This is a genomic window from Labrenzia sp. ATLA3, from assembly GCF_057180185.1.
Window position 1 is genome coordinate 295,253 of the sequence record NZ_JBXUKV010000001.1, and the last position, 24,441, is coordinate 319,693.

Consider the following 24,441-nt stretch of genomic DNA (forward strand, 5'->3'; position numbering starts at 1 on the left):
TCGCGCCCCTGCTCCGTTGGAGGCGCCACTTGTCAGGCTGGCGCTCCAGCCTTCAGCCGGCTTGCTTGCCGCCATTGACGGCTTTGCCTTCTTCATCAGCGAAGCCTCCAAAGTTCCAGCTGACAGGAACGACACGATCATTGCCCTCATGGCCCAACCTCAGGCGTCTGATAATCCGGTGCCTCTAGGGCACTTCGGGCGCTGCGTGCAGGTGGCGCCTTTCATGACACTTTCGCGAACCAAAACGGCAAAGTAACACCTTGCCCCCCGGCAATCGCGTCCCATAGTGTTGGGACAATCGAAGCAAGTGGAGTCGTTCGCCTGTGTCAGGCTCATATGTGTTGCAACCCGACCCGGAAGATCCGCGCCTTTCAACATCCGTTACCGGTATCGATCAGGACGGACAGCCGGTTGAAACGCGAGTTGTCACGGAAAAACCGCTGACGCTTTATCTGAATTCTCAGGAAGTGGTCACGATGATGACCATTGGCGATCATCCGGATCTTCTGGCCGTCGGTTATCTCAAGAACCAGAACATGCTTGCCGATGACGACGTCATCACCGGCATCGACCATGACGATGATCTGGACGTCGTCGTGGTTCGCACCGAGCGTGAGACCAACTTCGAGGAAAAGCTGAAAAAGAAGGTGCGCACATCCGGCTGCGCCCAGGGCACGGTCTTCGGCGATGTCATGGACGGGTTCGAGACCGTTCAACTGGCCAAGGACGCCCGCCTCAACACCTCCTGGCTCTATGCGCTTACGAAATCCATCAACACAACGCCTTCCCTCTATCTTGAGGCCGGGGCGATCCACGGCTGTGTTCTGTGTCAGAAAGACCGACCGCTGGTCTACATGGAAGACGTCGGCCGCCACAATGCAGTCGACAAGATCGCGGGCTGGATGGTCCTGAACGATATCCCCGCGCACGATAAAATCTTTTACACCACTGGCCGACTGACCTCCGAGATGGTCATCAAGACCGTCATGATGGGCATTCCGATCCTCGTCTCACGTTCGGGCTTTACCGCCTGGGGTGTAGAGCTTGCGCGCCAGGCCGGCCTGACCCTGATCGGGCGCGCGCGCGGAAAGCGGTTCGTGGCTCTGTCCGGTCACGATAGGATCGTGTTCGACATGTCGGCAGGCGATGTTGAAGACGAGCCTGAGACCGCCCGCAGAAAAGGGAGCATGCCGGCAGCATGACGAGACACGCAAAGCCGCTGGAAAGCAACAAAGTGCTCGGCTGTATCCTCGCCGGTGGACAGTCCCGCAGGATGGGTGGCGGCGACAAGAGCCTGATGGATCTGGGCGGCAAGTCCATGCTGGATCTGATCCTTGCCCGGCTGAAACCTCAACTGAACGACATCATCCTGAACGCCAATGGCGATCCGGACCGGTTTGCGCGCTTCAATCTGCCCGTTGCCGCCGACCCCGTCGGCGACTTTGCCGGACCTCTTGCCGGCGTTCTGGCCGGAATGACTTACGCACAAACCAAAAGGCCAGACGTCACTCACGTTATTTCCGTCGCCGGGGACACCCCCTTTTTTCCGACCAGCCTTGTCGCCCGCTTCTGCGCTGCCGTTCCAGGCGACAGACCGGTGATCGCGCTGGCCTCTTCTGCGGACAAGCTGCATCCGGTGTTCGGACTTTGGCCTGTCAGCCTGAAGGCGGATCTTGAAGACTGGCTGCGCTCCGGCAAGACCGGCAAGGTGCTTGCCTTTGTCGACTGTTACGACAGCGTCGAAGTCGCCTTCGACGCGGACCCTGTCAGCGGATTGGACCCCTTCTTCAATGCAAACAAACCTGACGATCTGGCGACCGTCAGGGACGCGCTGAGTTCCCCCCCCAGATGACCACCACACCCGTATTCGGCATTACCGGCTGGAAGAACTCCGGCAAGACCCAACTTGTAGCCAGTCTTGTGGCCGAGTTCACAGCTCGTGGGCTCAAGGTCTCCACCGTCAAGCACGCCCATCATGGTTTCGACGTCGACAAGCCCGGCACGGACAGTTTCCGGCACCGTGAGGCCGGCGCGGTGGAGGTTGCGCTTGTCTCCGGGCGCCGTTGGGCGTTGATGCATGAACTGAAACAGGAAGACGAACCGCCGCTGGAAGATGTTCTGGAGCGCCTTGCGCCTTGCGACCTGATCCTGATCGAAGGATACAAGAAGGAACCCCATCCGAAAATCGAGGCGCGCAGAACCGAAGCGAGTGAGCGGGGGCCGCTGACTGTCTCCGACCCAAACATTCTGGCCATCGCGACGGATCACGCTTTGCCGGATGAGGTCTTGCCGGTGTTTCATCTGGACGACATAGGCGCCATGGCGGATTTCATCGAAACCCATCTCGGTCTGAAGAGGTCGTCATCATGACCGGCAAACCACTCCTGGACGACTGTTTCCTGCACGACAAGGACCGTTTGCGCCACGACGAGGCACTGTCCATCCTGAAAGAACGGCTGCAGAGCATCGCCGAGACCGAAACCGTACGCCTGGAAGATGCTGGCGAGCGCATCCTGGCCGCTGCGGTGACAGCACCCCGCAACATACCGCTGGCAGACAATTCGGCCGTCGACGGCTATGCCTTCCGCAATTCCGATTTCGAGGAAGCCGGCGGTTTTTTCCGCCTGGAGCAGAGGATCGCAGCCGGCCATGCCAGCAATGCCGACCTCGGCCCATGGGCGGCGGCCCGGATCTTCACTGGTGCGGTGATGCCACCAGGGGCTGACACCGTCGCCATGCAGGAAGATTGCGAACCCCACCAGCAGGACGGCCAGGACTTCGTGATCGTACCGCAGGGGCTGAAGACGGGCGCGAACTGCCGCAAGGCGGGTGAGGATGTGGCAGAGGGAACAACGCTACTGAGCCCGGGCCAACGGCTGCGCCCGCAAGATGTCGCGGCCATTGCTTCCACCGGACTGGCTGACGTCTCCGTTTACCGGAAATTGAGGGTTGCCCTTGTGTCAACAGGCGACGAGCTGCGCCGGCCTGGCGATCTCATCACCCTTGGCGATGTTTATGATTCCAATCACTTTCTCCTGCGTGGCCTGTGCGCGACGCTGCCCGTGGAGATCGATGACCTAGGCATTTTGAAAGACGATGCAGACACGCTTGAAGAAACTCTGGCGAAAGCTGCAGCCATCCATGACGTGATCCTGACCACAGGCGGAGCAAGCCGCGGTGAGGAAGATCACATGCTCGCGGTTCTGGACAAGATCGGCACCCGCCACATGTGGCAGCTTGCGATCAAACCGGGCCGCCCGATGATGTTTGGGAATATCGGATCGTGCGTCGTCCTCGGATTGCCCGGCAACCCGGTCGCTGCAATGGTCTGTTTTCTGCTATACGCGCGGCCGGTCTTCAGCCTCCTTGGCGGAGGTGCGTTTCTGGAACCTCAGGCCTTTGAGGTTCCGGCGGCGTTTGACGTTCCCAAGAAAAAGCCGGACCGACGCGAATTCTACCGCGCTTTCCTGCAGCCGCGCCCCGACGGGTCAATGGCCGCGCATAAATTCCAGCGCGACGGATCCGGTCTGATCACGGGCCTGCGCGAAGCGGACGGTCTTGTCGAGATTCCCGAAGACGTCACCTCGATCCGGAAGGGAGACATAGTCTCATTCCTGCCCTTTTCCGGTTTCGGATTGCGCTGACCCGGCGCTTTCTCCGGGTCTGCAAGCCCAATTTCCTCAGTAGGCGTAAGGCCAGTTGGCAGCGACAAAGCGATACCCCTCACCGTCCTTGGCAACGCGGCCCATGCCCGGAAAGGGAATGTGAGCGCCTGCAAAGAACAGCTTGTCGGCCGAGGCTTGATCCAGGAACTTCTTGCGCGTCGAGACGGCCTGCGCCGGATCGATGTCAAACCCGATACCCCAGTCCGGCCGGCTGAACTGATAGGCGGCCATATGAACAATGTCAGCCGCGATCACGAGGGTTTCACCGTTGCTGTCAAACAGGTAGCCGGTGTGCCCCGGGGTATGACCCGGCAGAGGCATCGGGCGGATACTGGGCAGGACTTCCTTGTCACCGGAAATCAGTGTTTGACTGCCCTTGTAGGCGTCGGCAGCCCTGCGCGCACCCACGAAGAACGGTTTGAATTGTTCGGGAGCGCTGTTCATGGCGGCATCATCGAACCAGAAGGCGTTATCGACTTCCGGCAAGATCAATTCCGCATTCTTGAACACCTTGTTGCCGTCACCATCGACAACACCAAAAAGGTGATCCGGATGCATATGGGTAATCAGGATTGCGTCGACCTGATCAGGCGTTACACCTGCTGCAGCCAGGGCATCAGGCAAGCGTCCCATTGTCGGACCGAGAGCATCAGAAGTACCGGAATCTACAAGAATCAACCGGTCACCGGTATTGACGAGGTAGGCGTTGACGGGAATGCGAAGCGCCTCGCCTTCGATCATTGCTGTGTCCCTGAGGCGCTGGCCTTCTTCGGCTTCATAGCCGATAACCAGTTCCGGCGTCACATCAAGGTACCCATCGAGCAAGGCGGTGATTTCGAGGTCGCCAACCTTGTAGCGAAGCGCACCGGCCATGGGTTTGCCCGCCTTGGCAGCGGCGGCTTGTGCGGGTGAAGAAACGAATGAAACTCCGCCCACAGCAGCAACCGCCCCTGCCCCGGCTGCCGCACCGAGTAGCGTTCGTCTGGAAACTGAAATCTGAGAACTGGTCATATGGGGCCTCCCGGCTCGACCTGATGGAAAACGATCACGCTCGAACCTTTGGGATCGGTTCGGCAGCCTTAAAGGTGTTTCATTCGCTTCAATTTTGAAGCACCTAATATCTTATATTACTCATAATCCGTGCTTATGTATGAGAGCGCTCAGGTTTTCTCTCAAAAGACACGAGGCCGATTTGGACAAGCTTTCCTCTCTTTCCGGCTTCGTGCAGGCCGTCAATCTCGGCAGTTTTTCAGCGGCCGCGAAATACCTTGGCATTTCCCAACCCGCTGTCAGCCAGCAAGTCCGCGCACTTGAAGACGACCTCGGCATCAGACTGCTCAACCGCACAACGCGACAACTCAGCCTGACCGAGGCTGGCGAACGCTACTACGCCTATGCGCGTGATATTCTGGAACGTCTCGCCGAGGCCGACCGGTCGGTGCAGAGCGAGGAAGCGCAAATGTCCGGCCCGCTGGCCGTGGGGCTACCGCTCGGGTTTACCGAAACGGTGCTTTCGGACTTCCTGATCCGCTTCAAGCTCGATCACCCTGGCATCTTGCTGGATGTGTCGCTGTCAGACCAGTTTGTGGATGTGATTCAACAACGCCTCGATGTGGCGATCCGCATGGGTGACATCGAAGACGACCGCCTAATCGTTCGACGGCTCGGGCTGGCGCAGCGGTGCCTGGTCGCATCGCCGGACTATCTCGACAAGCATGGACGTCCCACGCATCCCAAGGAGCTGCCGGACCACGACTATCTTCTCTACAAGAACATCATGACCGGCAACCGTGTTCCTTTCATCAGTCCGGTCGGCGAACAGCTCTCGATCACGATCACACCGACGATGCAGATCAACAACTCCTCCACCCTGCGCCGGGCAGCGCTTGCTGGTCTCGGCATCGCGATTGCCAACCGGTGGCTTATCGAGCCTCTCCTGCGCACAGGTGAGTTGGAGGTCGTGCTGCCACAATGGCAATATCCACCCCACCCTGTGCATGCGGTCTATCCTTCCAACCGGTTCATTCCGCTGAAGGTCCGCCGTTTTGTCGACAGCCTGTTCAGCTTCTTCGAAGAGGAAGGTGCTTTCCTGCACACTGATCTCCGCGCGCCGAAAGGCCTCGGAGGACAGCGGCCTGAAGACACTGCCGAGACCGGAAGCGCGGTGGTGCGATAGCAAACGGCCCGGCTGTGATTGCCGGGCCGTCATGTCTCACTCGGTATCGACTACCCAGGTTTCCTTGAGCGCGTCCTCTTCCCAAGCCTTCCAGGCCGGTGTTGCCGTCATAGCCTCACTGTATTTGCGGACCACAGGATCGCTGGAAAGCTGGTAAGTTTCGAACCTGCTGACGACAGGCGCATACATGGCGTCGGCAATCGTGAAGTCGCCGAACAGGAACGGGCCGCCGGACGCTTCCAGACATTCTTTCCAGATGGTCACGATCCGCGCGACATCGTTTTTCACAGCTTCACTGACAGTCTTCGGCGCCGCAGGGCGCTGCATGTTCATCGAGCATTCGCCGCGAAGACCCGAAAAACCGGAATGCATCTCCGCAGAGATAGAGCGGGCCCAGGCGCGCTCTGCCTTGTTCTGCGGCCACAGGCCCTTGTCCGGAAAGCTGTCGGCCAGATACTCCAGGATCGCAAGACTGTCCCAGACCGTCAGATTGCCATCCTTGAGCACGGGAACTTTTCCTGTCGGCGAGAATGATGCGAATTCCGGATTGCCATTTTCAAAATCAAAAGGAACCAGTGTTTCCCGAAACGGAATGTCCTTGTGCTTGAGAGCAATCCACGGCCTTAACGACCAGGAAGAATAGTTCTTGTTTCCAATGAAGAGTTCATAATCCGACATATCAACGCCCTTTTCCGATACCCGGCAGAAATCTCCATGCGCCGCCGGGTAAACTTTTCCTAAGAGCATCGGCTTCAGGCTTCAAATTCAATAAGTTCATGAAATTCATAAGGGTTTGGAATGTCCCTTTCCGGCACACTTATTGCTTGTATTTATGGAGATAGCCGCTACCAGAATGAGGACCCGATGTCGTCTGCCCTTCCGCCCGTCCCCGCCGCGTTACCGCAAACCACCCGAACGCAACAAACGCAACCGAGCGAGACAGAAAACCGCTTCCTGCAGTTCCGGACTTTTCTGGCCGAACAATATCAGGACTGGAGGGAACTTCCCGAAGAGCAAAGAATTCGGCACGAGTACCTGGAAGAACACGGATTGACCGAACTCAGCCTGGACAATCTGTCCCCCAGGAATCGGGCTATCCACGAAGAGAAGATTGCCGAATTGACCAAGCAGCCGATTGTATCGCCAACACCTTACCGAGGTGCAAAAGCGGGTGACGTGCTGTCCCGTCCAGTCATCACCTTGCAGTCCATTCTCGAGGTCCATGACGCCTCTCAGGAAGCTGAAGCCGCCAACGCGACAGCCGACTCGAAAGCCTGATGCCCATCCTGTGCCAGGCATTCGAACCCGTTGCGCGCCTTCTGAAGCCGCGACGACGGCCTGGCGCACCCGCCAAGTTTCCACAACGGCCTGCCTCTTCCCCAACGACACGCCGAAAAAACTGAGAATTCGGCCAAATCGCGCTCTGTTTTTTTCGCCTGTCTGCTTGAAATTTGGCCCGAAGTGTATGGAATAGTGCGTTCGGGCAAGAAGGTGGGAAGAACCCGCTTGCGCCGCGAAGATAATTTTAGGGGAACAAAATATGCGTGTTTTGCGTATGGCTGCTGCAGCAGTAGCAGTATTGGCGGCCGTGAGTGGCGCCGAGGCGAAAGACTGGACGAAGGTGCGTATCGGCACCGAGGGCGCTTATCCTCCATTCAACTCCCTGACTGCAGATGGCCAGCTGGTTGGCTTCGACGTCGATATTGCCAAGGCACTCTGCGAAGAAATGAAAGTCGAATGCGAATTCGTCACTCAGGATTGGGACGGCATGATCCCGGCTCTGCAGGCAGGCAAATTCGACGCCGTCATCGCCTCCATGTCGATCACCGACGAGCGTAAGCAAAAGGTCGACTTCACCAACAAATATTACAACACTCCGCCGGCAATTGCCGTGCCGAAGGATTCCACTCTGACCGGTACGTCGGACGAAGACCTCAAGGGTGTAACGCTTGGTGCACAGTCCTCCACCACCCATTCTAACTATGCGGAAGAAAAACTGCCGTCCGCGGACCTGAAACTTTATCCGACGCCGGATGAGTACAAGCTCGATGTTGCCAGCGGCCGCATTGACGCAGTGATCGACGACGTTGTGGTCCTGTCCGATTGGCTGGCCACTGAAGACGGCGCTTGCTGCAAGCTGCTTGGCACCCTGACGCCGGACCCTGTGATCAACGGCGAAGGCGCCGGCATCGCAATCCGCAAGGATGATGGCGAGTTGAAGGAAATGTTCAACAAGGCCATCGAAGGCATCCTGGCGAACGGCAAGTACAAGGAAATCAACGACAAGTACTTCACGTTCGACGTTTACGGCGGCTGATTAGCCTTCTGTTGACGGAAAATCGGTGCGGCGCTGAGCGTGCCGCACCGCCTGCAGGGAAAAATCCCGCAGTAAGGCCGTAGGGGCGGCCGGAATAACAACAACAAACAGAAAGAAGCGCCGGCTTATGGACAAAGCTTTGACGCTACTCTCCTTCGGACCCGAGGGCTGGGGAGACGAGATTGCCTGGGGCGTGGTCGTGACCGTTTGCCTGGCGATCGTAACCTTGCCGTTCGGATTGTTTCTGGGATTTCTGATTGCACTTGCAAAAAAGTCATCGGAACCCAGCCTGCGATTGGCGGCCAACCTCTACACGACCCTTTTCCGCGGCTTGCCGGAACTGCTGACATTGTTCCTGGTCTATTTCGGCCTTCAGATCGCGGTGCAGGCCTTGCTGAAGATGGCCGGCTTCGACTTTTATTTCGAAGTCAATTCCTTCGTGGCCGGTGTCATCGCCCTCTCCTTTGTCTTTTCGTCCTACGCCTCCGAGGCCTTTCTCTCCGCCTTTCGCGGCATCCCGGAAGGACAATACGAAGGTGGATATGCGCTAGGTCTTTCCAGGGGCAAAACGCTTCGCCTGGTGGTTCTACCGCAGTTGATCCGCCTTGCTCTGCCAGCACTGGGAAATAGCTGGCTCGTTCTGCTCAAGGACACGTCCCTTGTTTCCGTGGTTGGTTTGTCGGACGTGATGCGACAGTCCGGGATCGCGGCGCGCATAACCAAGGAACCCTTCATGTTCTTTGGTGTCGCCTGCCTGATCTACCTTGTGCTGGCGATGATTTCGTCTACCGGGCTGGTGCGCATCGAGCGCTGGAGCAAACGGGGAGAAGCGACGCGATGATCTCCGCAAACCCGACCACCGGCATGAGCCGCCCGCCAGCGCCCGCTCGCCGCTGGACCAAGACAAGAATACTCGGCCATGTCCTGATGGCCCTCTGGATCGTTTCGGGCGCCTGGCTGCTCTACTATCTGGCGATAAACATCGCCAGCCCGTTCGTACTGAAATATTGGCCAGAGTATCTCAGCGGTTTTTTTGTCACCCTTCAAATCGTCGGCCTGTCCCTGCTGATTGGCGCCCTGTTGAGCATCCCTATCGCGGCCGCCAGAGCTTCGAAATGGTGGTTCATATCCAAGCCCGCGTATTGCTTCGTCTACTTCTTCCGCGGCACACCGCTTCTGGCGCAGACCTTCCTTGTCTACTATGGCGCGGGAACCTTCCAGCCGCAGCTGGAAGCAATTGGCCTATGGGGCATGTTCAGGGAAGCCTGGTTCTGCGTGATCTTCGCGTTTTCATTGAACACCTCTGCATACCAGGCCGAGATCCTGCGCGGCGCCATTCAAAATGTGTCGAAAGGTCAATGGGAGGGGGCCGCTGCCCTGGGCCTCAGCAAGAAGATTACCTTCTACAAGATCATCCTGCCTCAGGCCCTGATTGTTGCCCTGCGTCCTTATGGCAATGAGATCATCCTCATGCTGAAGGGCTCTGCCATTGCGGCTATCGTGACGGTGTTTGACCTCTTTGGAGAAACGAGACGGGCTTACTCGAGATCATATGATTTCCAGGCCTATATCTGGGCAGCGGTTATCTACCTCTTTCTGGTGGAGATGCTGCGCCGACTTTGGGACAAGATCGAAACGCGTCTGACGCGGCACCTGATCCGCTGAGCTTGAACGACATACTCATCGCACACGGACCGAGCGTTTTGAGCTCGGCCCGTTTGCGAGGCGGCAACCTCCCGGCTTAACGCGGCGTTTCAGACCTGCATCTGCAGTTTCAAACCACTTGTTTTCATTTGATTATTCTACCAGAGCGCGATAACCCGGAAAGGCACCCAATCACGGAGCCCTCCCATGCCGAAAACACCCTCTATCGCCCATGGCCTTCACTTTGACAGCCTGCTTGCCCATGGCGGCGGCGGTTTTGATGCGGCAACGGGTGCCGTCGTGCCGCCGCTCCAGACGGCGACAACTTTCGTGCGGGACGAAACCTATGAGCTGGTCAATCCGGGTCATATCTACAGCCGTGACGACAATGCCCTTTACAAGAAGACCGAAAAACTGATTGCCGCGCTTGAAGGCGGCGAGGATAGCCGCCTGTTCGCCTCCGGCATGGCTGCTGTTGCCGCCGTCGCCCGCATCGTCAAGCCGGGCGGTACGCTCCTTGTACAGTCCGGCATCTATTGGGGCACCACCCTGTTCCTGCGCAAACTGTGCGCACGGAACAAGATCGCGCTGGTGGAATCCGATGCCAGTGATCTTCAGGCCTTTCAAGACGAAATGGCCGTGACACGCCCGGACCTGGTCTGGCTGGAAGTGCCCAGCAACCCGTTCCTGAAAGTCGCCGACATCAAGAGCATTGCCAGCCAGTGTAAAGAGGTTGACGCCCTGCTTGCGGTCGATGCAACAGCGGCGACCCCGCTTATTCTCAAGCCCTTGTCGCTTGGCGCCGATCTCGTGATGCATTCGGCAACCAAGGCCCTTAACGGCCATTCCGATCTGCTGGGTGGTGTAGTGACAACCAATGATGCCGGCAGCGAGGCCTGGGCCTTTCTCACCGAGGAACGCAAACTGGCAGGCGCCGTCCTCGGGTCCTTCGAAACGTGGCTCTTGCTGCGGGGCATGAGAACGCTTGGATTGCGCGTTGAGCGGATGAACCAGACTGCGCAGGCCTTTGCGGAGCATTTCGAAAAGCACCCGAAGGTGGAAGCCGTGCTTTATCCCGGCGTCGAAAGCCACCCTCACCACGAGCTTGCAAAGAGCCAGATGACAGGCGGCTTCGGCTCACTGATGTCCATTTTGGTCAAGGGGGACAAGACGGAAGCATTGAAGGTCACAGGGACGCTCGCCCTATTCCAGCGCGCGACGTCCCTTGGCGGCACCGAAAGCCTTGTCGAACATCGCTACACCATCGAAGGCGAAGGCTCCGGTATTCCGGAAAACCTGCTGCGCCTGTCCATCGGGATCGAGCATTGCCACGATCTGATTGCAGACATGGAACAGGCTCTCGCTGCGACCTGACCGGCTTTAATCGGTAAGCTGCTCGGCCCGCATGCTGCGCAGCCAGCTCATGAAGGCCTTGAGCGGCGGACGTTTGACGCCCGGGCGGGTCACCAAATGGTACCCGGTTCCGGGATAAACGCCGTCTTCGAACAGGACCCTGAGGTTGCCGGCCTCGATCTCCGGTTCGACAAAGGTCTTGGCGGTGGCCGAAATGCCGTCGCCGCGCCGCAACCCTTCCAGCACCATGTAGCCCGGCAAGTGCGTGATGTTCAGCTTGCCCTTGGGAACGACACCCTGGCGCTCCAGCCAGATGGTCAGTTCATTGGTGCCATATTCCTGAAGCCACGGAAATTCCAGAAGATCTTCGGGGCTTTCGATCTTCTTGTCGCCGATCAGGCAATTCGCCCCGATAATCGCAAAATTCGTCGGGATGAACAGTTCCGACTCAAAGCCCGTCCAGTTGCCCCTGCCGAAGCGAATGGCAAGATCAACACCACCGGGTTTGAGTTCCACCACTTCAGCCGTCGGATTGAGCATCAGTTCAACGTCCGGATTCTTGTGCCTGAAGTCGCTAATTCTCGGCATGAGCCAGCTTACGGCGAAGGATGGCGTCATGGTGATATTGAGCGGTCGAACCAGATCTTCCCGTGTCAATTCATCGACGGTCGCGTGGATGATTTCGAAGCCTTCGCTCACGCCTTCGAACAGTTGCCTGCCTTCGGGCGTCAGCGCAATTCCCCTGCCCTCGCGGACGATCAGTTTCAATCCCAGAAACTGCTCCAGAGCCTTGACCTGCTGACTGACGGCAGCGTGCGTGACGTTCAACTCTCGCCCCGCAGCTGACAGGCTGCAGGTCTCGGCAACGGCAGTAAAGGTTCTCAGACTGTTGAGGGATGGAAGCGAGCGCCAGTCCATATGTAACTTTTCCTTACATTTCAAAAATCTTCCTGACTGGCATGAATCGCCAGTACCGGCCACATTACTCTCACACAACGCAGCGAGAGGATGTAAGAACATGTTAGGTATTTACGCACATAGCTTCCTGGAAGCAACCCGCTTCACCAGCAACACCCGTCCCGATCCGCGCACCCAGCAGCACCTGGATGCAAAGTCGAACAAGCGGGAACGCCATTTCCGGCTCTGGCAGCGCGGTCCTTACTGGATCTAAGCTGACAGCAGGCGGCAAATAGCCTAAAACCATGATGAACCAATTCAGTCAAAAGGCCCGGCTCGTACCGGGCCTTCGCATGCGAAGGGAGCGTCGTCATGGCAAAGGTTGCATTCATCGGTCTGGGCGTCATGGGATATCCGATGGCGGGACACCTGAAAACCAAGGGCGGCCACGACGTCACGGTCTACAACCGGACCACCGCAAAGGCCGAGAAATGGGCCTCGGAATTTGGCGGAAACTTTGCCGAAACGCCAAAGGAAGCGGCCGAAGGCTGCGATTTCGTATTTGCCTGCGTCGGTAATGACGATGATCTACGCTCCGTCACGACCGGTGCAGACGGTGCCTTTCATGGATTGAAGAAAGGCGCAATCTTCATCGACAACACCACCGCTTCCGCTGAAGTTGCCCGCGAGCTCTATGCTGCAGCAGGGGAAAAGGGCTGCGGGTTCATCGACGCTCCGGTTTCCGGCGGACAGGCGGGCGCTGAAAACGGTGCTCTGACCGTGATGTGCGGTGGTGACCAGGACGCTTTCGACAAGGCCAAGCCGATCATCGAATGTTTCGCCAAGTTCGCCGGTCTGATGGGCGAAAGCGGCGCAGGGCAACTGACCAAGATGGTCAACCAGATCTGCATCGCCGGATTGGTACAGGGCCTTTCCGAAGCCATTCACTTCGCCAAGAAAGCTGATCTCGACGTTGCCAAGGTTATCTCCGCGATCAAGGGCGGCGCTGCCCAGTCCTGGCAGATGGAAAACCGTTGGGAGACCATGAATGAGGGCAAGTTCGACTATGGCTTTGCGGTCGACTGGATGCGCAAGGATCTGGGTATCTGCCTGAAGACTGCCAATGAAACCGGTGCCCGTCTGCCTGTCACGGCGCTCGTCGACCAGTTCTATGCCGAGATTCAGGCCATGGGCGGCAAGCGCTGGGATACCTCCAGCCTGATTGCCCGTCTGGAAAACGCCGAAAAGTCATAAACGGGCGCGACCCATGCCCCGTTCCCCGGACAACAGCTTCACGCTCGAAAGCGTCTTGAACGATCTGCGCGAAGCGGGAACAGAAACGAACCGTGCCGGAATGGCGCGGTTCGGCATCGCAACCGACAAGGCCTTTGGCGTCCCGCTCTCGGTGCTTCGCCCGCTGGCCCGGTCGATTGGCCCCTGCCCGGACCTAGCGCGAGAGCTTTGGGCCAGCGGCTTTCACGAGGCCCGCCTGCTTGCCATCCTCCTGACACCGCCCAAACACCTGGCAACAGAGCTTGCCCTTGAGTGGCTGAACGACATCGGCTCCTGGGATCTTTGCGATCAGCTCACGAACGTCCTCGCCCGCCGGGCCGGGTCAAACGAACTCGTTCCCGCACTGGCCGCCGACGAACTGGAATTTGTCCGCCGTGCTGCCTTTGCGTTGATTGCCTGGCGCGCCGTTCACGCAAAGACTTCACCCGACAGCGAATTTCTGGGCTACCTGCCACTGATCCGCGCCGCAGCCACCGACGAGAGAAATTTTGTCTGGAAAGCCGTGCACTGGTCCCTTCGCCAGATCGGCAAGCGCTCGTTGCCCTTGCACGGCGCAGCTCTCGAACTTGCGAAGGATTTGGCATCTTCCGAAAACCGGACGGCACGCAAGGTCGGCAACGCAGCCGAGCGCGAGCTTTCATCCGAAAAGGTTCTGATCCGACTGAACAAGGTTCAGGACGTCTAGCCAGTTGCCGCCGGCGACGTCCTTCACCGCACTCTCTACTGACCAGTCGCTTCCTTTGCGATGGCATCCAGCAAGGCATTCACTTCCTTGATGGCAGCCTTCGAGGCTTCCGAGCCTGTCTCGCCCAGGTGACGGTATCCGACCGTTACCGTACCGGGTTGATCCGGGGTCTCGAAAACGAACACCGAATAGGGACAATAGGCGATGTTGGCAGCATTGGCTTCCATCACCTTGCGGGACAGATTGGCAGAGCAGAACAGCATGGACTCGGCTTTGACGAAGATCTGCTTTTTGCCGCCGACATCTTCCGAAGTTCGATCCAGCATGTCGCCGATGTGTGAGACATAATCGATGACCAGGCCGTGGTTGACGATGGCATTTTCAACATCGAAACGCACGTCGTCAAAGGCTGCCGAAACCTGATAGGCGGTAACACCCTCTGGCATGGACTGGGCACTGGCGGCCATCGTGCCGAAAGCTGCGATACCGGCAAAGGCGATTGCCACCTGAAGTGGCTTCCTGAAATGATCAAACATGCGACGTCCTCCCGAATATGAAGAGCAGAATACTCTGCTCTTCATGCCCGCGCCATTGATACATCGCAATTTTTGAATATTTCCTCGGCTACCACTGCGTCAGATGTCGACCTCGACGGTTCCGATCGGATTTGAGCAGCACGCCAGAATGTAACCGGCCTCGATATCCTCTTCGCTGATGCCACCGGAGTGGACCATATGAACATCCCCGGAAAGCTTCTTCACCTTGCAGGTGCCGCAGACACCGAACGTGCAACCTGAGGGGATATTGAGCCCAGCATCCTTGGCAACCGCCAGCACCGTATCGGTTTCCGAACACCAGGTAGACACCTTGGAGTTGGCGAAAACGATCTGGGCCTTAACGTCGTCCTGAGGCACGACGTCATCAAACTCGGTGAGTTCCTCCTTGGTTTCTGCCGGTGCCTGGAAACTCTCCTGGAAATAGTTTTCCATGTTGAAGCCGAGCGAATTCAGGATTTCGCGCACGGATTCCATGAAGCTTTCCGGGCCGCAGCAATAGACCTCGCGTTCCAGATAGTCGTTGCACATCAGGCCCAGCATCAACTGGTTGAAGTGTCCGCGGTATCCGGTCCAGACATCATAGGGATCGCTGTCGGAGACGACGAAATGCAGTTGAAGGCCGTTGACGCGGCTTGCCATATATTCAAGCCGCTTGCGGAAAATCAGATCGACGGGCCGATTTGCACACTGGATAAAACAGACATCCGGGTCCTCGCCGCGCTCGAACAACGTCGTCGCCATGGACATCATGGGCGTGACACCGGTACCGGCGGAGATGAACAGATACTTGCTGTCCGGATTGCGCGGCAGATGGAACAGACCGGCTGGACCATAAGCCTTGATGCGCATACCGGGCTTGAGGTTTTCCAGCATCCACTTCGTGCCGATGCTGTCCTTCTGAGCCTTTACCGTCACCGATATGTAGGCGTTGCTCACAGGCGAAGAGGAAATCGTATAGGTCCGCTGGATGTTTCCGCCAGGCACCGGCAGGTCAAGCGTGATGAACTGACCAGCCCGATAGAGGAAGGTTGCACCCGAGGGCGGACGGAAGGTGAAAGTCTTCACCCCTGGCGTTTCCGGCAGAACGTTGACGCATTCCAGAACTTCAGTGTCGGACCAGACTGGCGTATCGCGTCCGGGCATCGGGATCATGGGTCTACTCCGCTGCGATACGGAAACGACCCATCAGGCCGTTTTCCAGAGTTCGGGCATACCAGTCGACGAACTGGATGACGCCGCTTTCCTGTACCGGGGAATACGGCCCCGGTTCATAGGCCGGCGATTTGATGCCAATCTGGTTTTCTTCAACGATCTGACGGTCCTCGTCGTTTGTGTGCATCCACACTTCACTCAGACGCTTGAGGTCGTAGTCGACGCCTTCCTGAGCATCCTTGTGCACCAGCCAGGTGGTTGTCACTTCGGATTCCATGGGGCTTATCGGCAGAACACGGAACGTCAGCACCTGATCGGACAGGAAGTGGTTCCAGGTGTTCGGGTAGTGGAAGAACAGGCAGGTGCCGGCATTGTCGAACGGTACAGATCCGACCCTCCTGGAAACAGCAGCCTTGCCGTCCATGGTATAGCTGACCGCATCGCCAAGGAACGGAATGCGCACGAAACGCCACTGTTCGGACGGCGAGATCATGTATCTGGACGGGAGCCCCGCACTTTCGCAGCGTTCAACATGGGCCTTGCCAACGCTCGACGTGGTGGAATCGTCACTCCCGACGAGGTTGGGATCTTCCGGGAACGTCCGGCAAAGCGAAGGGTGCGATCCGGAGCAATGATAGCACTCGCGGTTGTTTTCCAGCACGAGCTTCCAGTTGCCTTGCTCGACGATGGTCGACTGATGGGCAATCTTGAGGTTGGAAAGGTCGTGCGGGCCGAGATAGCGTTCCGCCTGCTTTTCAAATTCCGCGATATCCGGAGCAACCGCCGCGAGGCAGATAAACACCATTCCGGAGACATTGATGCAATGCAAGGTTTTCAGGCCGTGGTCTTCCGGCTTGAAGTCCGGCCCCATCTCGCGCGCCCAAAGCAATTTGCCGTCGAGTTCATAGGTCCACTGGTGGTAGGGGCAGACCAGCTTGGGGGCCGACCCCTTGGCGGCCGCACAGATGCGGCTGCCCCGGTGACGGCAGGAATTGTGGAAGGCGCGAATGACACCATCGGCACCACGCACGATGATGACGGAATAATCGCCGATCTGAAGCGTGACGTAGTTGCCGGATTTCGGCAATTCGGCTGACGGAATGGCGAAAATCCACTCCTTCTGCCAGATATTCTTCAGGTCCGCCTGGTAGACATCGGCATCGGTGTAAAAGGCCTGGGGCAAAGAATACCCGGAACGGCGGCTCATCAATAGTGACAGAATTTCTGCATCGCTGAACATTGTGAACATCCCTTACGGCCGAGTCTCCCGGCCCTTCTTTGCCCGGCAGGTTAGGCTCACACCCCCATGCCGCCATAGCGCAAAAGCGTCATTTGCTTATCCGTGTAAGACGCTGCCCAAAATTTACGCGTGCAGTGCAGCATCCCATCAAATGTCCTTGACCAAACGTAACGCATCGTAGATCGCCGCGTGAGTGTTTCGTGCGGCGACCGCATCCCCAATGCGATAGAGCGCGAAAGAGCCTTCCGGGTTGGCATCAAGCGGTTGTGGGCGGCCGAAAATCAAGGCGTCCTGCTGGACGGCACCAAGGTTTTTCGACAGCGGCTTCAGCTCGAAATAGAGTTCGTCCATCGGTATCGTTCCGTGATTGACAACGATCTGGTCGAATTCCCGTTCTTCGGTGTGGCTTGAATAGTCCGTGCCGACAACAGCATTGATCATGTTTCCGGAGCGTTTTGCCGCTTTCAGACGGTAGGTCACGGTGAAGCGGACGTCCTTGTCCTGCAGAGACCGCATATATGGCACCAGGTTCATGGCCATCACATCGGGCGCGAAGGATCTGTCCGGCGTCATGATCTCCACATGTGCACCCGACTTTGCAATGACCTCGGCTGCCTGAAGTGCGGGGTGATCGCCGGCATCGTCGTAGACGAGAACGCGTTTGCCAGGCTTGACGTCGCCGGCGATGATATCCCACGAGGAGACAACAAGATCATTGCCTTCGCTCAGGACGTCCGTGTGCGGCAAGCCACCTGTTGCGATGATAACAACATCCGGGTTTTCTTCCTTGATATCATCTGCTTCAGCAAAAGTGTTGAAGCGGAACTTCACATCCTTTGCCAGGCACTGGTCCATGCGCCAGTCAATAATCGAGATCATTTCACGCCGGCGCTCGGACTGCGCGGTCAACCGGATCTGACCACCGGCGTGGGGAGCTGCCTCCAGCACGGTTACATCGTGCCCCCGCTCACTCGCGACGCGCGCAGCTTCCATGCCAGCTGGACCAGCCCCAACGACAACCACCTTCTTTTTTGTCTCCGCAGGCGGGATCTCATGAGGCATGGTCAGTTCCCGGCCAGTTGCCGGGTTATGAATGCAAAGCGCATCACCTGCCTGATAGATCCGGTCGAGGCAGTAGGTAGCGCCCACACAGGGGCGAATGTCCCCTTCCCGCTTCTCGGCAATTTTCCTGACGACCATCGGGTCGGCCATATGAGCCCGTGTCATGCCAACCATATCCAACAGGCCTTCAGCGATGGCATGTCGGGCCGTTGCAACATCGGGGATCTTGGACGCATGGAAGGTCGGCATGCCGATTTCCTTCTTGATGCGGCCGGCGAAATCCAGATGCGGAGCATTGCGCATCCCCTGAACCGGAATCACGTCGGTCAATCCCGCATCGGTCTCGATATGTCCGCGAATGACATTCAGGAAATCGATATGTCCGGTTGCCTTCAGCCGCCGGGCAATTTCCAGCCCTTCGTCCTCTGTGATCCCGCCTTCCAGAGTTTCGTCCGCCGTAAAACGGATGCCCAGGATAAAGTCGTCACCAACCCTTTTCCGAATGGCCTCGATCACCTCAAGTGAAAGACGCATACGGTTCTCGAGAGACCCTCCATAGGGGCCATCCAGCGTGTTCGTGATCGGCGACCAGAACTGGTCCAGCAGGTGGCCGTAAGCCTCCAGTTCGATGCCGTCCATCCCACCTGCCTTCATACGCTCCGCGGCATCGGCGAAGTCGGAGATGATGCGGGTGATGTCCCAGTCTTCCACCTGCTTGGGAAAGGCCCGGTGCGCCGGTTCGCGTTGATGGCTGGCGGAAACAGCAGGCAACCAGTCACCCTTGTTCCAGTGCGTACGCCGGCCAAGATGGGTCAGCTGGATCATCACGGCACAGTCGTGCTCGTGACAGGCGTCCGTCATCTTCTTGATCCACGGCACCACCTCGTCCTTGTAGGCGAGGATGTTATTGAAGACGGGAGGAGAGTTACGCGCCACCGCCGCGGAACCTGCCGTCATGGTGAGCGCGACACCGGCCTTTGCCCGGACCTCGTGATAGGCCCTATACCGATCCTTGGGCATGCCATCTTCGGGATAGGCAGGCTCGTGCGATGTGATCATGATCCGGTTTTTCAGCGTCAAATGCTTCAGCTGATAGGGCTGTAACAACGGATCTTTCGACATCTCTTCCCTCTCCAGGCGCGCCATCGCATCGCGAATTCACTCAGGTTTGCCAAGACTAAATCCCGCTGAACGCTTTTGAAAAGTCTCGAAAGCGACATACGTGTCGGTTTTGTCGACATTGGTGTCAATTTTGATTGTTGAACGTCTTGAGCTTTGTTATCGCAAGCCGATGAGCGACCTATTGATCGAAAAAACATCCGGCTGGCGAGGCACACGCGAGGTCTGGATCGAAGCTGCCTACCAGGCGCTGATCGAACATGGCATTGATGCCGTCAAGGTGATGCCGCTTGCGGACAGGCTCGGCCTGTCTCGCACCAGTTTCTATGGTCATTTTTCAGACCGGAACGACCTGCTCGACGCCTTGATCACCCTGTGGCAAACGAAAAACACCGGCAATCTGGTCAAGCGAACCGAGGACTATGCGGAGACCATTACCGAAGCAATCCTGAACCTGTTTGATTTGTGGCTGTTGCCGGAGCTGTTCGATTCTCGACTGGAATTTGCCATGCGCAACTGGGCACATGCGGACACCAGCCTTACACCCATGCTGGAAGAGGCTGACCGGGTACGCATCGAGGCGTTTACGGCAATGTTCGAACGTTTCGGCTATGAACACGCGTCTGCCGATGTCAGAGCCAACACCATGTATCTGACGCAGATTGGTTACATCTCCATCGTCAAGGACCGGCCGAGCGAACCGCTGGGCCCCAGGCTGCAGCGCATGCCCTATTATATCGAGATCTTTACCGGCAAGCCCGCATCCGACGCCGAATTTGCGAGGTTTCAGTCACGCCATCAGCTGCCATCCACCCAATCTGATTGATTATGGGTGACCGCGGTAGAAGTTGATCCTATCCTGACCTTACCAGGAAGGATCATGACAACCTCGCAATCGCCGGCACCAGCACCGCCTTCGTCATCGGCTCCATCCGGCATTGATGCCGGGTTCTGGCGCCGTGTCGCACCGCCGGACCTGCGTAGCCTTTTCACCGACATCATCGGTTATGAGGAACGGCAGCTGAAGACGAACAGGCAGGTTGAAGCCGCATCGCTGACCATTCCGCTTATCCTGAGTTTCGGCGATCCCTTCGAAATCGCTCTTGGCCAGGTTCCAACCGCAGAAAATGCGCTTCCCAGTTTCCTCGCCGGGCTCAGCTGTGCGCCGGTCTATATTCAGTCCAACGGCCGTGCCAGATGCCTGCAGATCAATTTTACACCTATCGGTGCGCGCCATTTTTTCCGGTTTCCCATGGACCTGCTGACGGACCAGATGCTGCCGTTTGCCGATGTTGCCGAAGCTGATCTTGCCGTGTTTGTCCGGCAGATCGAAGACATGACAAGCTGGGCGGAGCGGCTCGACCACGCCCTTGCCTTCGTTGCCAGACGTTTGCGTCAGAAGCCTGTCCAGACAACACCCGCCGACCACGTTCTGCGCCGGCTTGTCGAGACCGGTGGGCAAGTTTCGGTTCGCACATTGGCGGTTGAAATAGGCTGGAGCCGCAAACACCTGGCCCAAAAATTCCTAAAAGACATTGGCCTTCGGCCCAAGACTGTCGCGCGGGTCATTCGGTTCGGTCAGGTACTGAAACATCTGAAAAGCGGCGGTGACATCCATTGGGCCGGTGTGGCTGTCGACTGCGGCTACGCGGATCAGGCGCATCTCATTCGGGATTTTTCCGAATTCTCCGGCAGGTCACCCGCAGCCTGGCACGCGTGGGTCCTGAATGGCTCTGCCAGAGCCTGGTAGGTAACAAACCTTCAATCCAGCCAGATTGCGACGCTCTATCACCTCCTTCCATCAAAGGAGGTACGGCATGTCTCACGAAGCAAGCAGAGTTTACCCCGTTTTCCGATTTGGAAATGCGAATGCGATGATCACGTGGCTTGGCGAAGCATTCGGGTTCGTCGAACACGAAGTGTTCAGAGACGACCAAGGCGCGGTCGTTCATGCAGAACTGGCGTTCGGGTCGGCCATGATCATGATCGGTCAGGCCCGGGACGATGCCTTTGCAAAGGTCATCGGCCATCCGAGCGGCCCGTGCGGCAAGGCTATCTATCTGGCCGTAGAGGATGCCGACGCGCTCTTCAGCCGTGCCAGTGCTGCGGGAGCAACGATCCTGGAAGGCCTGACGGAGCGGGACTACGGCAGCCGGGAGTTCATCTGCCAGGATCCCGAAGGAAATATCTGGAGCATCGGCACCTATTGGCCAAAGACAGATACCTGAACCGGCAGAGTTCACTGGTCGGAATGGATACCGTTGCCCGCCAGATCACTTGTCCCGGTCGGGCTTCGGTTTTTCCGGTGCCACATAGCTGAGTGGCAGGGCCGTGGTGTTCTTGATCTGCTCCATTGCGAAGGTCGTCGACACATCGGAAATGTCGATCCTGGCGATCAGTTTCTTGTAAAACGCGTCATAGGCCTCAATGTCCGGGACGGCGACACGCAACAGATAGTCCACCTGCCCGGCCATCCGGTAGAATTCGACCACTTCCGGAAACTCGCGAATGACATCGGCAAATTTCTTCAGCCAGTCTTCGGAATGCTGGCTGGTGGTAATGGCGACAAAGGCTGTCACCTTCGCGTTGACCTTTGCCGGATCCAGCAATGCAACGCGGCCGGTGATGACCCCGTCTTCTTCCATCTTCTGGATGCGCCGCCAGCAAGGTGTGGTCGACAGGCCCACCCTGCGGCCGATTTCAGCCACGGGCACGGTGCAGTCTTCCTGAAGAATGGACAGGATGCGACGGTCGATACGATCAATCATGATTTCAAGATCCGGCCTGGAACGACAGACATTCCCGACCGCGCTGACCGCACTATGTTGGGAAATCATTTTCGTTAAAGATAAAAACTCGTAACTGAGTTTCAATGAAAATGTCAATTCTCACTGAAATGAGAATTATTTTCGAATTTTGGCATTTATGCCGTCTCTGTGAGGCGCTGCACCTCTTCCCTTAGAACCGGCAACAGATCTGTTTCAAACCAGGGATTTTTCCGAAGCCACGCATTGTTGCGCCACGATGGGTGCGGAAGCGGCAAAACGGCTGGTTTACCGGCTTCCCGTTTGTCGAAATGCTGGCGCCAGTTCGACACTGTCTCCGTCAGGGATTTCTGCCGGTTGGGGCCCAAATGATAGGCCTGGGCGTATTGACCGATGACCAGTACCAGTTCGATTTGCGGCATGGCGGCGAACAAACGGTCATGCCAGGCCTTGCGGCATTCCGGGCGCGGCGGAAGATCTCCGCCTTTGGAGTCCAGTCCCGGGAAGCAGAACCCCATCGGCACGATCGCCAATTTACCGGCGTCGTAGAAAATTTCCTCATCAATGCCCATCCAGTTCCGCAACCGGTCACCCGATGGATCGGTAAACGGCCTGCCGCTCTGGTGAACCCGTGTTCCAGGGGCTTGTCCGCACACGCAAAGCCTTGCCGTTCCAGACACTTGCAGCACGGGTCTGGGCTCATGCGGCAAGGTGGACTTTTCCGGTTTCTCAACACAGATCCGACACGCGCGCACGTCAGCAGCAAGTGTCTCGAGCGTTTCTGAATTCGTCTTTTCTGACAATGAGTTGCACCTTGGCACAGCCGGTTAACACTTCTCTTACCACGATCTTGAGGACGATCTTAAGGAATGGTGAGTCAGGTTGAATAAACACGCGGTAGCGCGATAACCAAATCAAAACTTGGGCGGCAAATGGGCTCCGTTGCATCAGATACCGGCGACGAAAAAGTCACCATCAACGAACAGCGCGCCAAGCGCCGTCGGGAGATGGCGCGGTCGGTCAATGATGTGCGCGCACGCCTCGGTGCGCCCGACAACAGGTACACGACTTTCGATCTCGAACGCCAACATCTGTTTGCCGACACGCGCATCAACGCAGCCTATGCGGTGCCGCTGCTGGCGTTGATCGTTGCGGCCATATCCGTGCTGTGGATCAATCCCCTCTTCATCGGCGCCTGGTTCGCGGTCACGCTTTGCACCCACTTCATGATGGTGATCACAAGCCATTCCTATGAGAAGGCGCAGCCCGACCAGAAGGCCCGGATCTACTGGCGGCGCAGGTTCGCCTTTGGCGATTTCATTTATGGCTGCAGTTGGGCCAGCTTTTTTCTGCTGCCGCAGACAAGCGAATCCGCAGACGGGTTTGTCATCTTTCATTTCGCGACACTGCTGATCGTCGTTGCCATGAATACGATGCAGTCGGCAACGTTGCCGAAGTGCCTGCTGGCCAGCACCTTGCCCATGACCCTGGTCGTCACTGTCAGCTTTCTGCAGCAGGTAAACCCGATCCATTACACGCTCGCCGCCATGGCGATCGGGGCGCAAGGCTTTTTCCTGATCCTGGGAAACCAGCTTCTGAAAAATGCAAATACGATGCTGGAATACCGGGCCGACAAGGACCACCTGATCGTCGAACTGGAAGCGGCGAACGCGATGTCGGACGAAGCCCGCCGCCGCGCGGAAGCTGCAAACCTTGCCAAGTCCCGTTTTCTGGCCACGATGAGCCATGAACTGCGGACGCCGCTTAACGCCATCCTCGGGTTTTCCGAAATCATGAAGGATGAAGTGCTCGGCAAGATGCACAACAAGAACTACCAGTCCTACGCCGAGGACATTCACGGCTCCGGACAGCATCTGCTTAACCTGATCAACGAAATTCTGGACCTGTCTCGCATCGAGGCCGGGCGGCATGAATTGCACGAGGAACCGATCTTTCTGGACGACATTGTCGAAGAATGCGGGACCATGATGAAAGTTCGGGCAAACGTGAAGAGCATCTCGCTGCACCACACGCACGAGCCGGACCTGCCGCGCGTGTGGGCCGACGAACGTGCCCTGCGTCAGGTCGTGCTCAATCTGATGTCCAACGCCGTGAAATTCACACCGGTGAATGGCGACGTCTGGATCAAGGTCGGTCCGACCTCAGACGGTGGGCAATATGTTTCGGTCAAGGATACAGGCCCCGGCATTCCGGAAGATGAAATTCCGACCGTTCTGGAAGCCTTTGGCCAGGGGTCCCATGCCATCAAGTCGGCGGAACCGGGAACGGGTCTCGGCCTGTCCATCGTGCAGGCTCTTGTCAACATGCATGACGGCAAGTTTTCGTTGACGTCCAAACCGGGCGAAGGCACAGAAGTGATCGTGACCCTGCCAAGGGCGCGGATCATGAACTATTCGCCGGATGTCATCTGGGTAGATCCGAACGACAAGGACAGCGGTTATCCCTCGGGCAAGGCACGGTCTGCCTGAAGCAGGCCGCGTCTGCAGTGTCGGGCC

Annotated in this window: 26 protein-coding genes; 17 read left to right on the plus strand and 9 right to left on the minus strand. The window is 57.6% G+C overall.

Translation table 11 applies throughout. The features are described 5' to 3' along the window. The first annotated feature begins 323 nt into the window (after positions 1-323). Genes fdhD through AC2A6O_RS01305 form a run of 4 tightly spaced genes read left to right on the plus strand, consistent with a single transcriptional unit; the run spans position 324 to position 3,644 of the window. Entirely contained in the window at positions 324-1,202 is an 879-nt protein-coding gene (gene fdhD / locus AC2A6O_RS01290; protein ID WP_148587166.1) for a formate dehydrogenase accessory sulfurtransferase FdhD, read from the plus strand. Further along, positions 1,199-1,852 (plus strand): molybdenum cofactor guanylyltransferase MobA, encoded by a 654-nt coding sequence (gene mobA, locus AC2A6O_RS01295; protein WP_148587167.1) that lies wholly within the window; start codon positions 1,199-1,201, stop codon positions 1,850-1,852. Before fdhD ends, mobA begins: the two co-directional genes overlap by 4 nt. Continuing rightward, on the plus strand, positions 1,849-2,370 hold the full coding sequence (gene mobB, locus AC2A6O_RS01300) for a molybdopterin-guanine dinucleotide biosynthesis protein B (RefSeq protein ID WP_498925434.1): 522 nt from the start codon (positions 1,849-1,851) through the stop codon (positions 2,368-2,370). The genes mobA and mobB overlap by 4 nt, the downstream gene beginning before the upstream one ends. Next, positions 2,367-3,644: a molybdopterin molybdotransferase MoeA gene (locus AC2A6O_RS01305; protein WP_498925435.1), complete on the plus strand. Its 1,278-nt coding sequence runs from the start codon at positions 2,367-2,369 to the stop codon at positions 3,642-3,644. Before mobB ends, AC2A6O_RS01305 begins: the two co-directional genes overlap by 4 nt. A 36-nt stretch (positions 3,645-3,680) precedes the next feature. On the opposite strand, the gene AC2A6O_RS01310 is transcribed toward AC2A6O_RS01305, so the two are convergent. After that, complete coding sequence (locus AC2A6O_RS01310; protein ID WP_498925436.1) at positions 3,681-4,676, minus strand: MBL fold metallo-hydrolase; 996 nt, start codon at positions 4,674-4,676, stop codon at positions 3,681-3,683. Positions 4,677-4,857: 181 nt separating this feature from the next. Here AC2A6O_RS01310 and AC2A6O_RS01315 point away from each other — a divergent pair, with 181 nt between their 5' ends. Beyond that, a complete protein-coding gene (locus AC2A6O_RS01315) occupies positions 4,858-5,841 on the plus strand; it encodes a LysR family transcriptional regulator (RefSeq protein ID WP_498925437.1) in 984 nt (327 codons plus the stop codon). Positions 5,842-5,877: 36 nt separating this feature from the next. Here AC2A6O_RS01315 and AC2A6O_RS01320 read toward each other — a convergent pair whose 3' ends face one another. Next, the gene (locus AC2A6O_RS01320; protein WP_148587172.1) at positions 5,878-6,519 is read right to left on the minus strand and encodes a glutathione S-transferase family protein; all 642 of its coding nucleotides are present in this window, start codon (positions 6,517-6,519) and stop codon (positions 5,878-5,880) included. A gap of 120 nt (positions 6,520-6,639) precedes the next feature. Between AC2A6O_RS01320 and AC2A6O_RS01325 the strand changes: the two genes are divergently transcribed. The 5 genes from AC2A6O_RS01325 (at position 6,640) to AC2A6O_RS01345 (ending at position 11,176) form a co-directional block, all read left to right on the plus strand. Then, positions 6,640-7,119 carry a hypothetical protein gene (locus tag AC2A6O_RS01325; RefSeq protein WP_498925438.1) on the plus strand — a complete coding sequence of 160 codons (480 nt, stop codon included), beginning with the start codon at positions 6,640-6,642 and terminating at the stop codon, positions 7,117-7,119. Positions 7,120-7,381: 262 nt separating this feature from the next. Beyond that, positions 7,382-8,158, plus strand: coding sequence for an ABC transporter substrate-binding protein (locus tag AC2A6O_RS01330; protein ID WP_148587174.1), 777 nt, complete (start codon positions 7,382-7,384; stop codon positions 8,156-8,158). A 127-nt stretch (positions 8,159-8,285) separates the two neighbouring features. Next, positions 8,286-8,999 (plus strand): ABC transporter permease, encoded by a 714-nt coding sequence (locus AC2A6O_RS01335; protein WP_148587175.1) that lies wholly within the window; start codon positions 8,286-8,288, stop codon positions 8,997-8,999. Further along, positions 8,996-9,823, plus strand: a complete 828-nt coding sequence (locus AC2A6O_RS01340; protein WP_498925439.1) for an ABC transporter permease — start codon at positions 8,996-8,998, stop codon at positions 9,821-9,823. The genes AC2A6O_RS01335 and AC2A6O_RS01340 overlap by 4 nt, the downstream gene beginning before the upstream one ends. Positions 9,824-10,009: 186 nt before the next feature. Beyond that, entirely contained in the window at positions 10,010-11,176 is a 1,167-nt protein-coding gene (locus AC2A6O_RS01345) for a trans-sulfuration enzyme family protein (protein ID WP_498925440.1), read from the plus strand. A 6-nt stretch (positions 11,177-11,182) separates the two neighbouring features. On the opposite strand, the gene AC2A6O_RS01350 is transcribed toward AC2A6O_RS01345, so the two are convergent. Next, positions 11,183-12,073: a LysR substrate-binding domain-containing protein gene (locus tag AC2A6O_RS01350; protein WP_148587178.1), complete on the minus strand. Its 891-nt coding sequence runs from the start codon at positions 12,071-12,073 to the stop codon at positions 11,183-11,185. Positions 12,074-12,173: 100 nt separating this feature from the next. Between AC2A6O_RS01350 and AC2A6O_RS01355 the strand changes: the two genes are divergently transcribed. The 3 genes from AC2A6O_RS01355 to AC2A6O_RS01365 all read left to right on the plus strand — a co-directional run bounded on the left by AC2A6O_RS01355 (position 12,174) and on the right by AC2A6O_RS01365 (position 14,030). Next, positions 12,174-12,326: a hypothetical protein gene (locus AC2A6O_RS01355; protein WP_153297112.1), complete on the plus strand. Its 153-nt coding sequence runs from the start codon at positions 12,174-12,176 to the stop codon at positions 12,324-12,326. A 98-nt stretch (positions 12,327-12,424) separates the two neighbouring features. Next, complete coding sequence (locus tag AC2A6O_RS01360; RefSeq protein ID WP_498925441.1) at positions 12,425-13,306, plus strand: NAD(P)-dependent oxidoreductase; 882 nt, start codon at positions 12,425-12,427, stop codon at positions 13,304-13,306. Between the two features lie 13 nt (positions 13,307-13,319). Then, positions 13,320-14,030 (plus strand): DNA alkylation repair protein, encoded by a 711-nt coding sequence (locus AC2A6O_RS01365; RefSeq protein ID WP_498925442.1) that lies wholly within the window; start codon positions 13,320-13,322, stop codon positions 14,028-14,030. Between the two features lie 35 nt (positions 14,031-14,065). On the opposite strand, the gene AC2A6O_RS01370 is transcribed toward AC2A6O_RS01365, so the two are convergent. From AC2A6O_RS01370 to AC2A6O_RS01385, 4 genes are all read right to left on the minus strand, one after another. Further along, positions 14,066-14,566, minus strand: coding sequence for a DUF302 domain-containing protein (locus tag AC2A6O_RS01370; RefSeq protein ID WP_498925443.1), 501 nt, complete (start codon positions 14,564-14,566; stop codon positions 14,066-14,068). A gap of 99 nt (positions 14,567-14,665) precedes the next feature. Further along, entirely contained in the window at positions 14,666-15,739 is a 1,074-nt protein-coding gene (locus tag AC2A6O_RS01375) for an FAD-binding oxidoreductase (RefSeq protein WP_498925444.1), read from the minus strand. A gap of 4 nt (positions 15,740-15,743) precedes the next feature. After that, positions 15,744-16,979 (minus strand): aromatic ring-hydroxylating oxygenase subunit alpha, encoded by a 1,236-nt coding sequence (locus AC2A6O_RS01380; protein WP_498925445.1) that lies wholly within the window; start codon positions 16,977-16,979, stop codon positions 15,744-15,746. Positions 16,980-17,126: 147 nt separating this feature from the next. Further along, entirely contained in the window at positions 17,127-19,163 is a 2,037-nt protein-coding gene (locus AC2A6O_RS01385) for an oxidoreductase (RefSeq protein WP_498925446.1), read from the minus strand. A 169-nt stretch (positions 19,164-19,332) separates the two neighbouring features. Between AC2A6O_RS01385 and AC2A6O_RS01390 the strand changes: the two genes are divergently transcribed. From AC2A6O_RS01390 to AC2A6O_RS01400, 3 genes are all read left to right on the plus strand, one after another. Further along, positions 19,333-19,986, plus strand: coding sequence for a TetR/AcrR family transcriptional regulator (locus AC2A6O_RS01390; RefSeq protein WP_148587185.1), 654 nt, complete (start codon positions 19,333-19,335; stop codon positions 19,984-19,986). A gap of 54 nt (positions 19,987-20,040) precedes the next feature. Beyond that, positions 20,041-20,910 (plus strand): helix-turn-helix domain-containing protein, encoded by an 870-nt coding sequence (locus tag AC2A6O_RS01395; RefSeq protein ID WP_498925447.1) that lies wholly within the window; start codon positions 20,041-20,043, stop codon positions 20,908-20,910. Positions 20,911-20,977: 67 nt separating this feature from the next. Continuing rightward, positions 20,978-21,388 carry a VOC family protein gene (locus AC2A6O_RS01400; RefSeq protein WP_498925448.1) on the plus strand — a complete coding sequence of 137 codons (411 nt, stop codon included), beginning with the start codon at positions 20,978-20,980 and terminating at the stop codon, positions 21,386-21,388. 45 nt (positions 21,389-21,433) lie between these two features. On the opposite strand, the gene AC2A6O_RS01405 is transcribed toward AC2A6O_RS01400, so the two are convergent. Both AC2A6O_RS01405 and AC2A6O_RS01410 read right to left on the minus strand, forming a co-directional pair. Further along, positions 21,434-21,925, minus strand: a complete 492-nt coding sequence (locus AC2A6O_RS01405) for an Lrp/AsnC family transcriptional regulator (RefSeq protein WP_209001415.1) — start codon at positions 21,923-21,925, stop codon at positions 21,434-21,436. Positions 21,926-22,083: 158 nt separating this feature from the next. Then, complete coding sequence (locus AC2A6O_RS01410; RefSeq protein WP_148587189.1) at positions 22,084-22,728, minus strand: uracil-DNA glycosylase family protein; 645 nt, start codon at positions 22,726-22,728, stop codon at positions 22,084-22,086. A gap of 129 nt (positions 22,729-22,857) precedes the next feature. Between AC2A6O_RS01410 and AC2A6O_RS01415 the strand changes: the two genes are divergently transcribed. Then, positions 22,858-24,414, plus strand: coding sequence for a sensor histidine kinase (locus tag AC2A6O_RS01415; protein WP_498925449.1), 1,557 nt, complete (start codon positions 22,858-22,860; stop codon positions 24,412-24,414). Positions 24,415-24,441 lie beyond the last annotated feature (27 nt).

Coding starts and splice junctions, on each gene's coding strand:
- mobA (WP_148587167.1), top strand. CDS start 1,199: ATGACGAGACACGCAAAGCCGCTGGAAAGCAACAAAGTGCTCGGCTGT.
- mobB (WP_498925434.1), top strand. CDS start 1,849: ATGACCACCACACCCGTATTCGGCATTACCGGCTGGAAGAACTCCGGC.
- AC2A6O_RS01305 (WP_498925435.1), top strand. CDS start 2,367: ATGACCGGCAAACCACTCCTGGACGACTGTTTCCTGCACGACAAGGAC.
- AC2A6O_RS01310 (WP_498925436.1), bottom strand. CDS start 4,676: ATGACCAGTTCTCAGATTTCAGTTTCCAGACGAACGCTACTCGGTGCG.
- AC2A6O_RS01320 (WP_148587172.1), bottom strand. CDS start 6,519: ATGTCGGATTATGAACTCTTCATTGGAAACAAGAACTATTCTTCCTGG.
- AC2A6O_RS01325 (WP_498925438.1), top strand. CDS start 6,640: ATGTCCCTTTCCGGCACACTTATTGCTTGTATTTATGGAGATAGCCGC.
- AC2A6O_RS01330 (WP_148587174.1), top strand. CDS start 7,382: ATGCGTGTTTTGCGTATGGCTGCTGCAGCAGTAGCAGTATTGGCGGCC.
- AC2A6O_RS01335 (WP_148587175.1), top strand. CDS start 8,286: ATGGACAAAGCTTTGACGCTACTCTCCTTCGGACCCGAGGGCTGGGGA.
- AC2A6O_RS01340 (WP_498925439.1), top strand. CDS start 8,996: ATGATCTCCGCAAACCCGACCACCGGCATGAGCCGCCCGCCAGCGCCC.
- AC2A6O_RS01345 (WP_498925440.1), top strand. CDS start 10,010: ATGCCGAAAACACCCTCTATCGCCCATGGCCTTCACTTTGACAGCCTG.
- AC2A6O_RS01350 (WP_148587178.1), bottom strand. CDS start 12,073: ATGGACTGGCGCTCGCTTCCATCCCTCAACAGTCTGAGAACCTTTACT.
- AC2A6O_RS01355 (WP_153297112.1), top strand. CDS start 12,174: ATGTTAGGTATTTACGCACATAGCTTCCTGGAAGCAACCCGCTTCACC.
- AC2A6O_RS01360 (WP_498925441.1), top strand. CDS start 12,425: ATGGCAAAGGTTGCATTCATCGGTCTGGGCGTCATGGGATATCCGATG.
- AC2A6O_RS01365 (WP_498925442.1), top strand. CDS start 13,320: ATGCCCCGTTCCCCGGACAACAGCTTCACGCTCGAAAGCGTCTTGAAC.
- AC2A6O_RS01370 (WP_498925443.1), bottom strand. CDS start 14,566: ATGTTTGATCATTTCAGGAAGCCACTTCAGGTGGCAATCGCCTTTGCC.
- AC2A6O_RS01375 (WP_498925444.1), bottom strand. CDS start 15,739: ATGATCCCGATGCCCGGACGCGATACGCCAGTCTGGTCCGACACTGAA.
- AC2A6O_RS01380 (WP_498925445.1), bottom strand. CDS start 16,979: ATGTTCAGCGATGCAGAAATTCTGTCACTATTGATGAGCCGCCGTTCC.
- AC2A6O_RS01385 (WP_498925446.1), bottom strand. CDS start 19,163: ATGTCGAAAGATCCGTTGTTACAGCCCTATCAGCTGAAGCATTTGACG.
- AC2A6O_RS01390 (WP_148587185.1), top strand. CDS start 19,333: ATGAGCGACCTATTGATCGAAAAAACATCCGGCTGGCGAGGCACACGC.
- AC2A6O_RS01395 (WP_498925447.1), top strand. CDS start 20,041: ATGACAACCTCGCAATCGCCGGCACCAGCACCGCCTTCGTCATCGGCT.
- AC2A6O_RS01400 (WP_498925448.1), top strand. CDS start 20,978: ATGTCTCACGAAGCAAGCAGAGTTTACCCCGTTTTCCGATTTGGAAAT.
- AC2A6O_RS01415 (WP_498925449.1), top strand. CDS start 22,858: ATGGGCTCCGTTGCATCAGATACCGGCGACGAAAAAGTCACCATCAAC.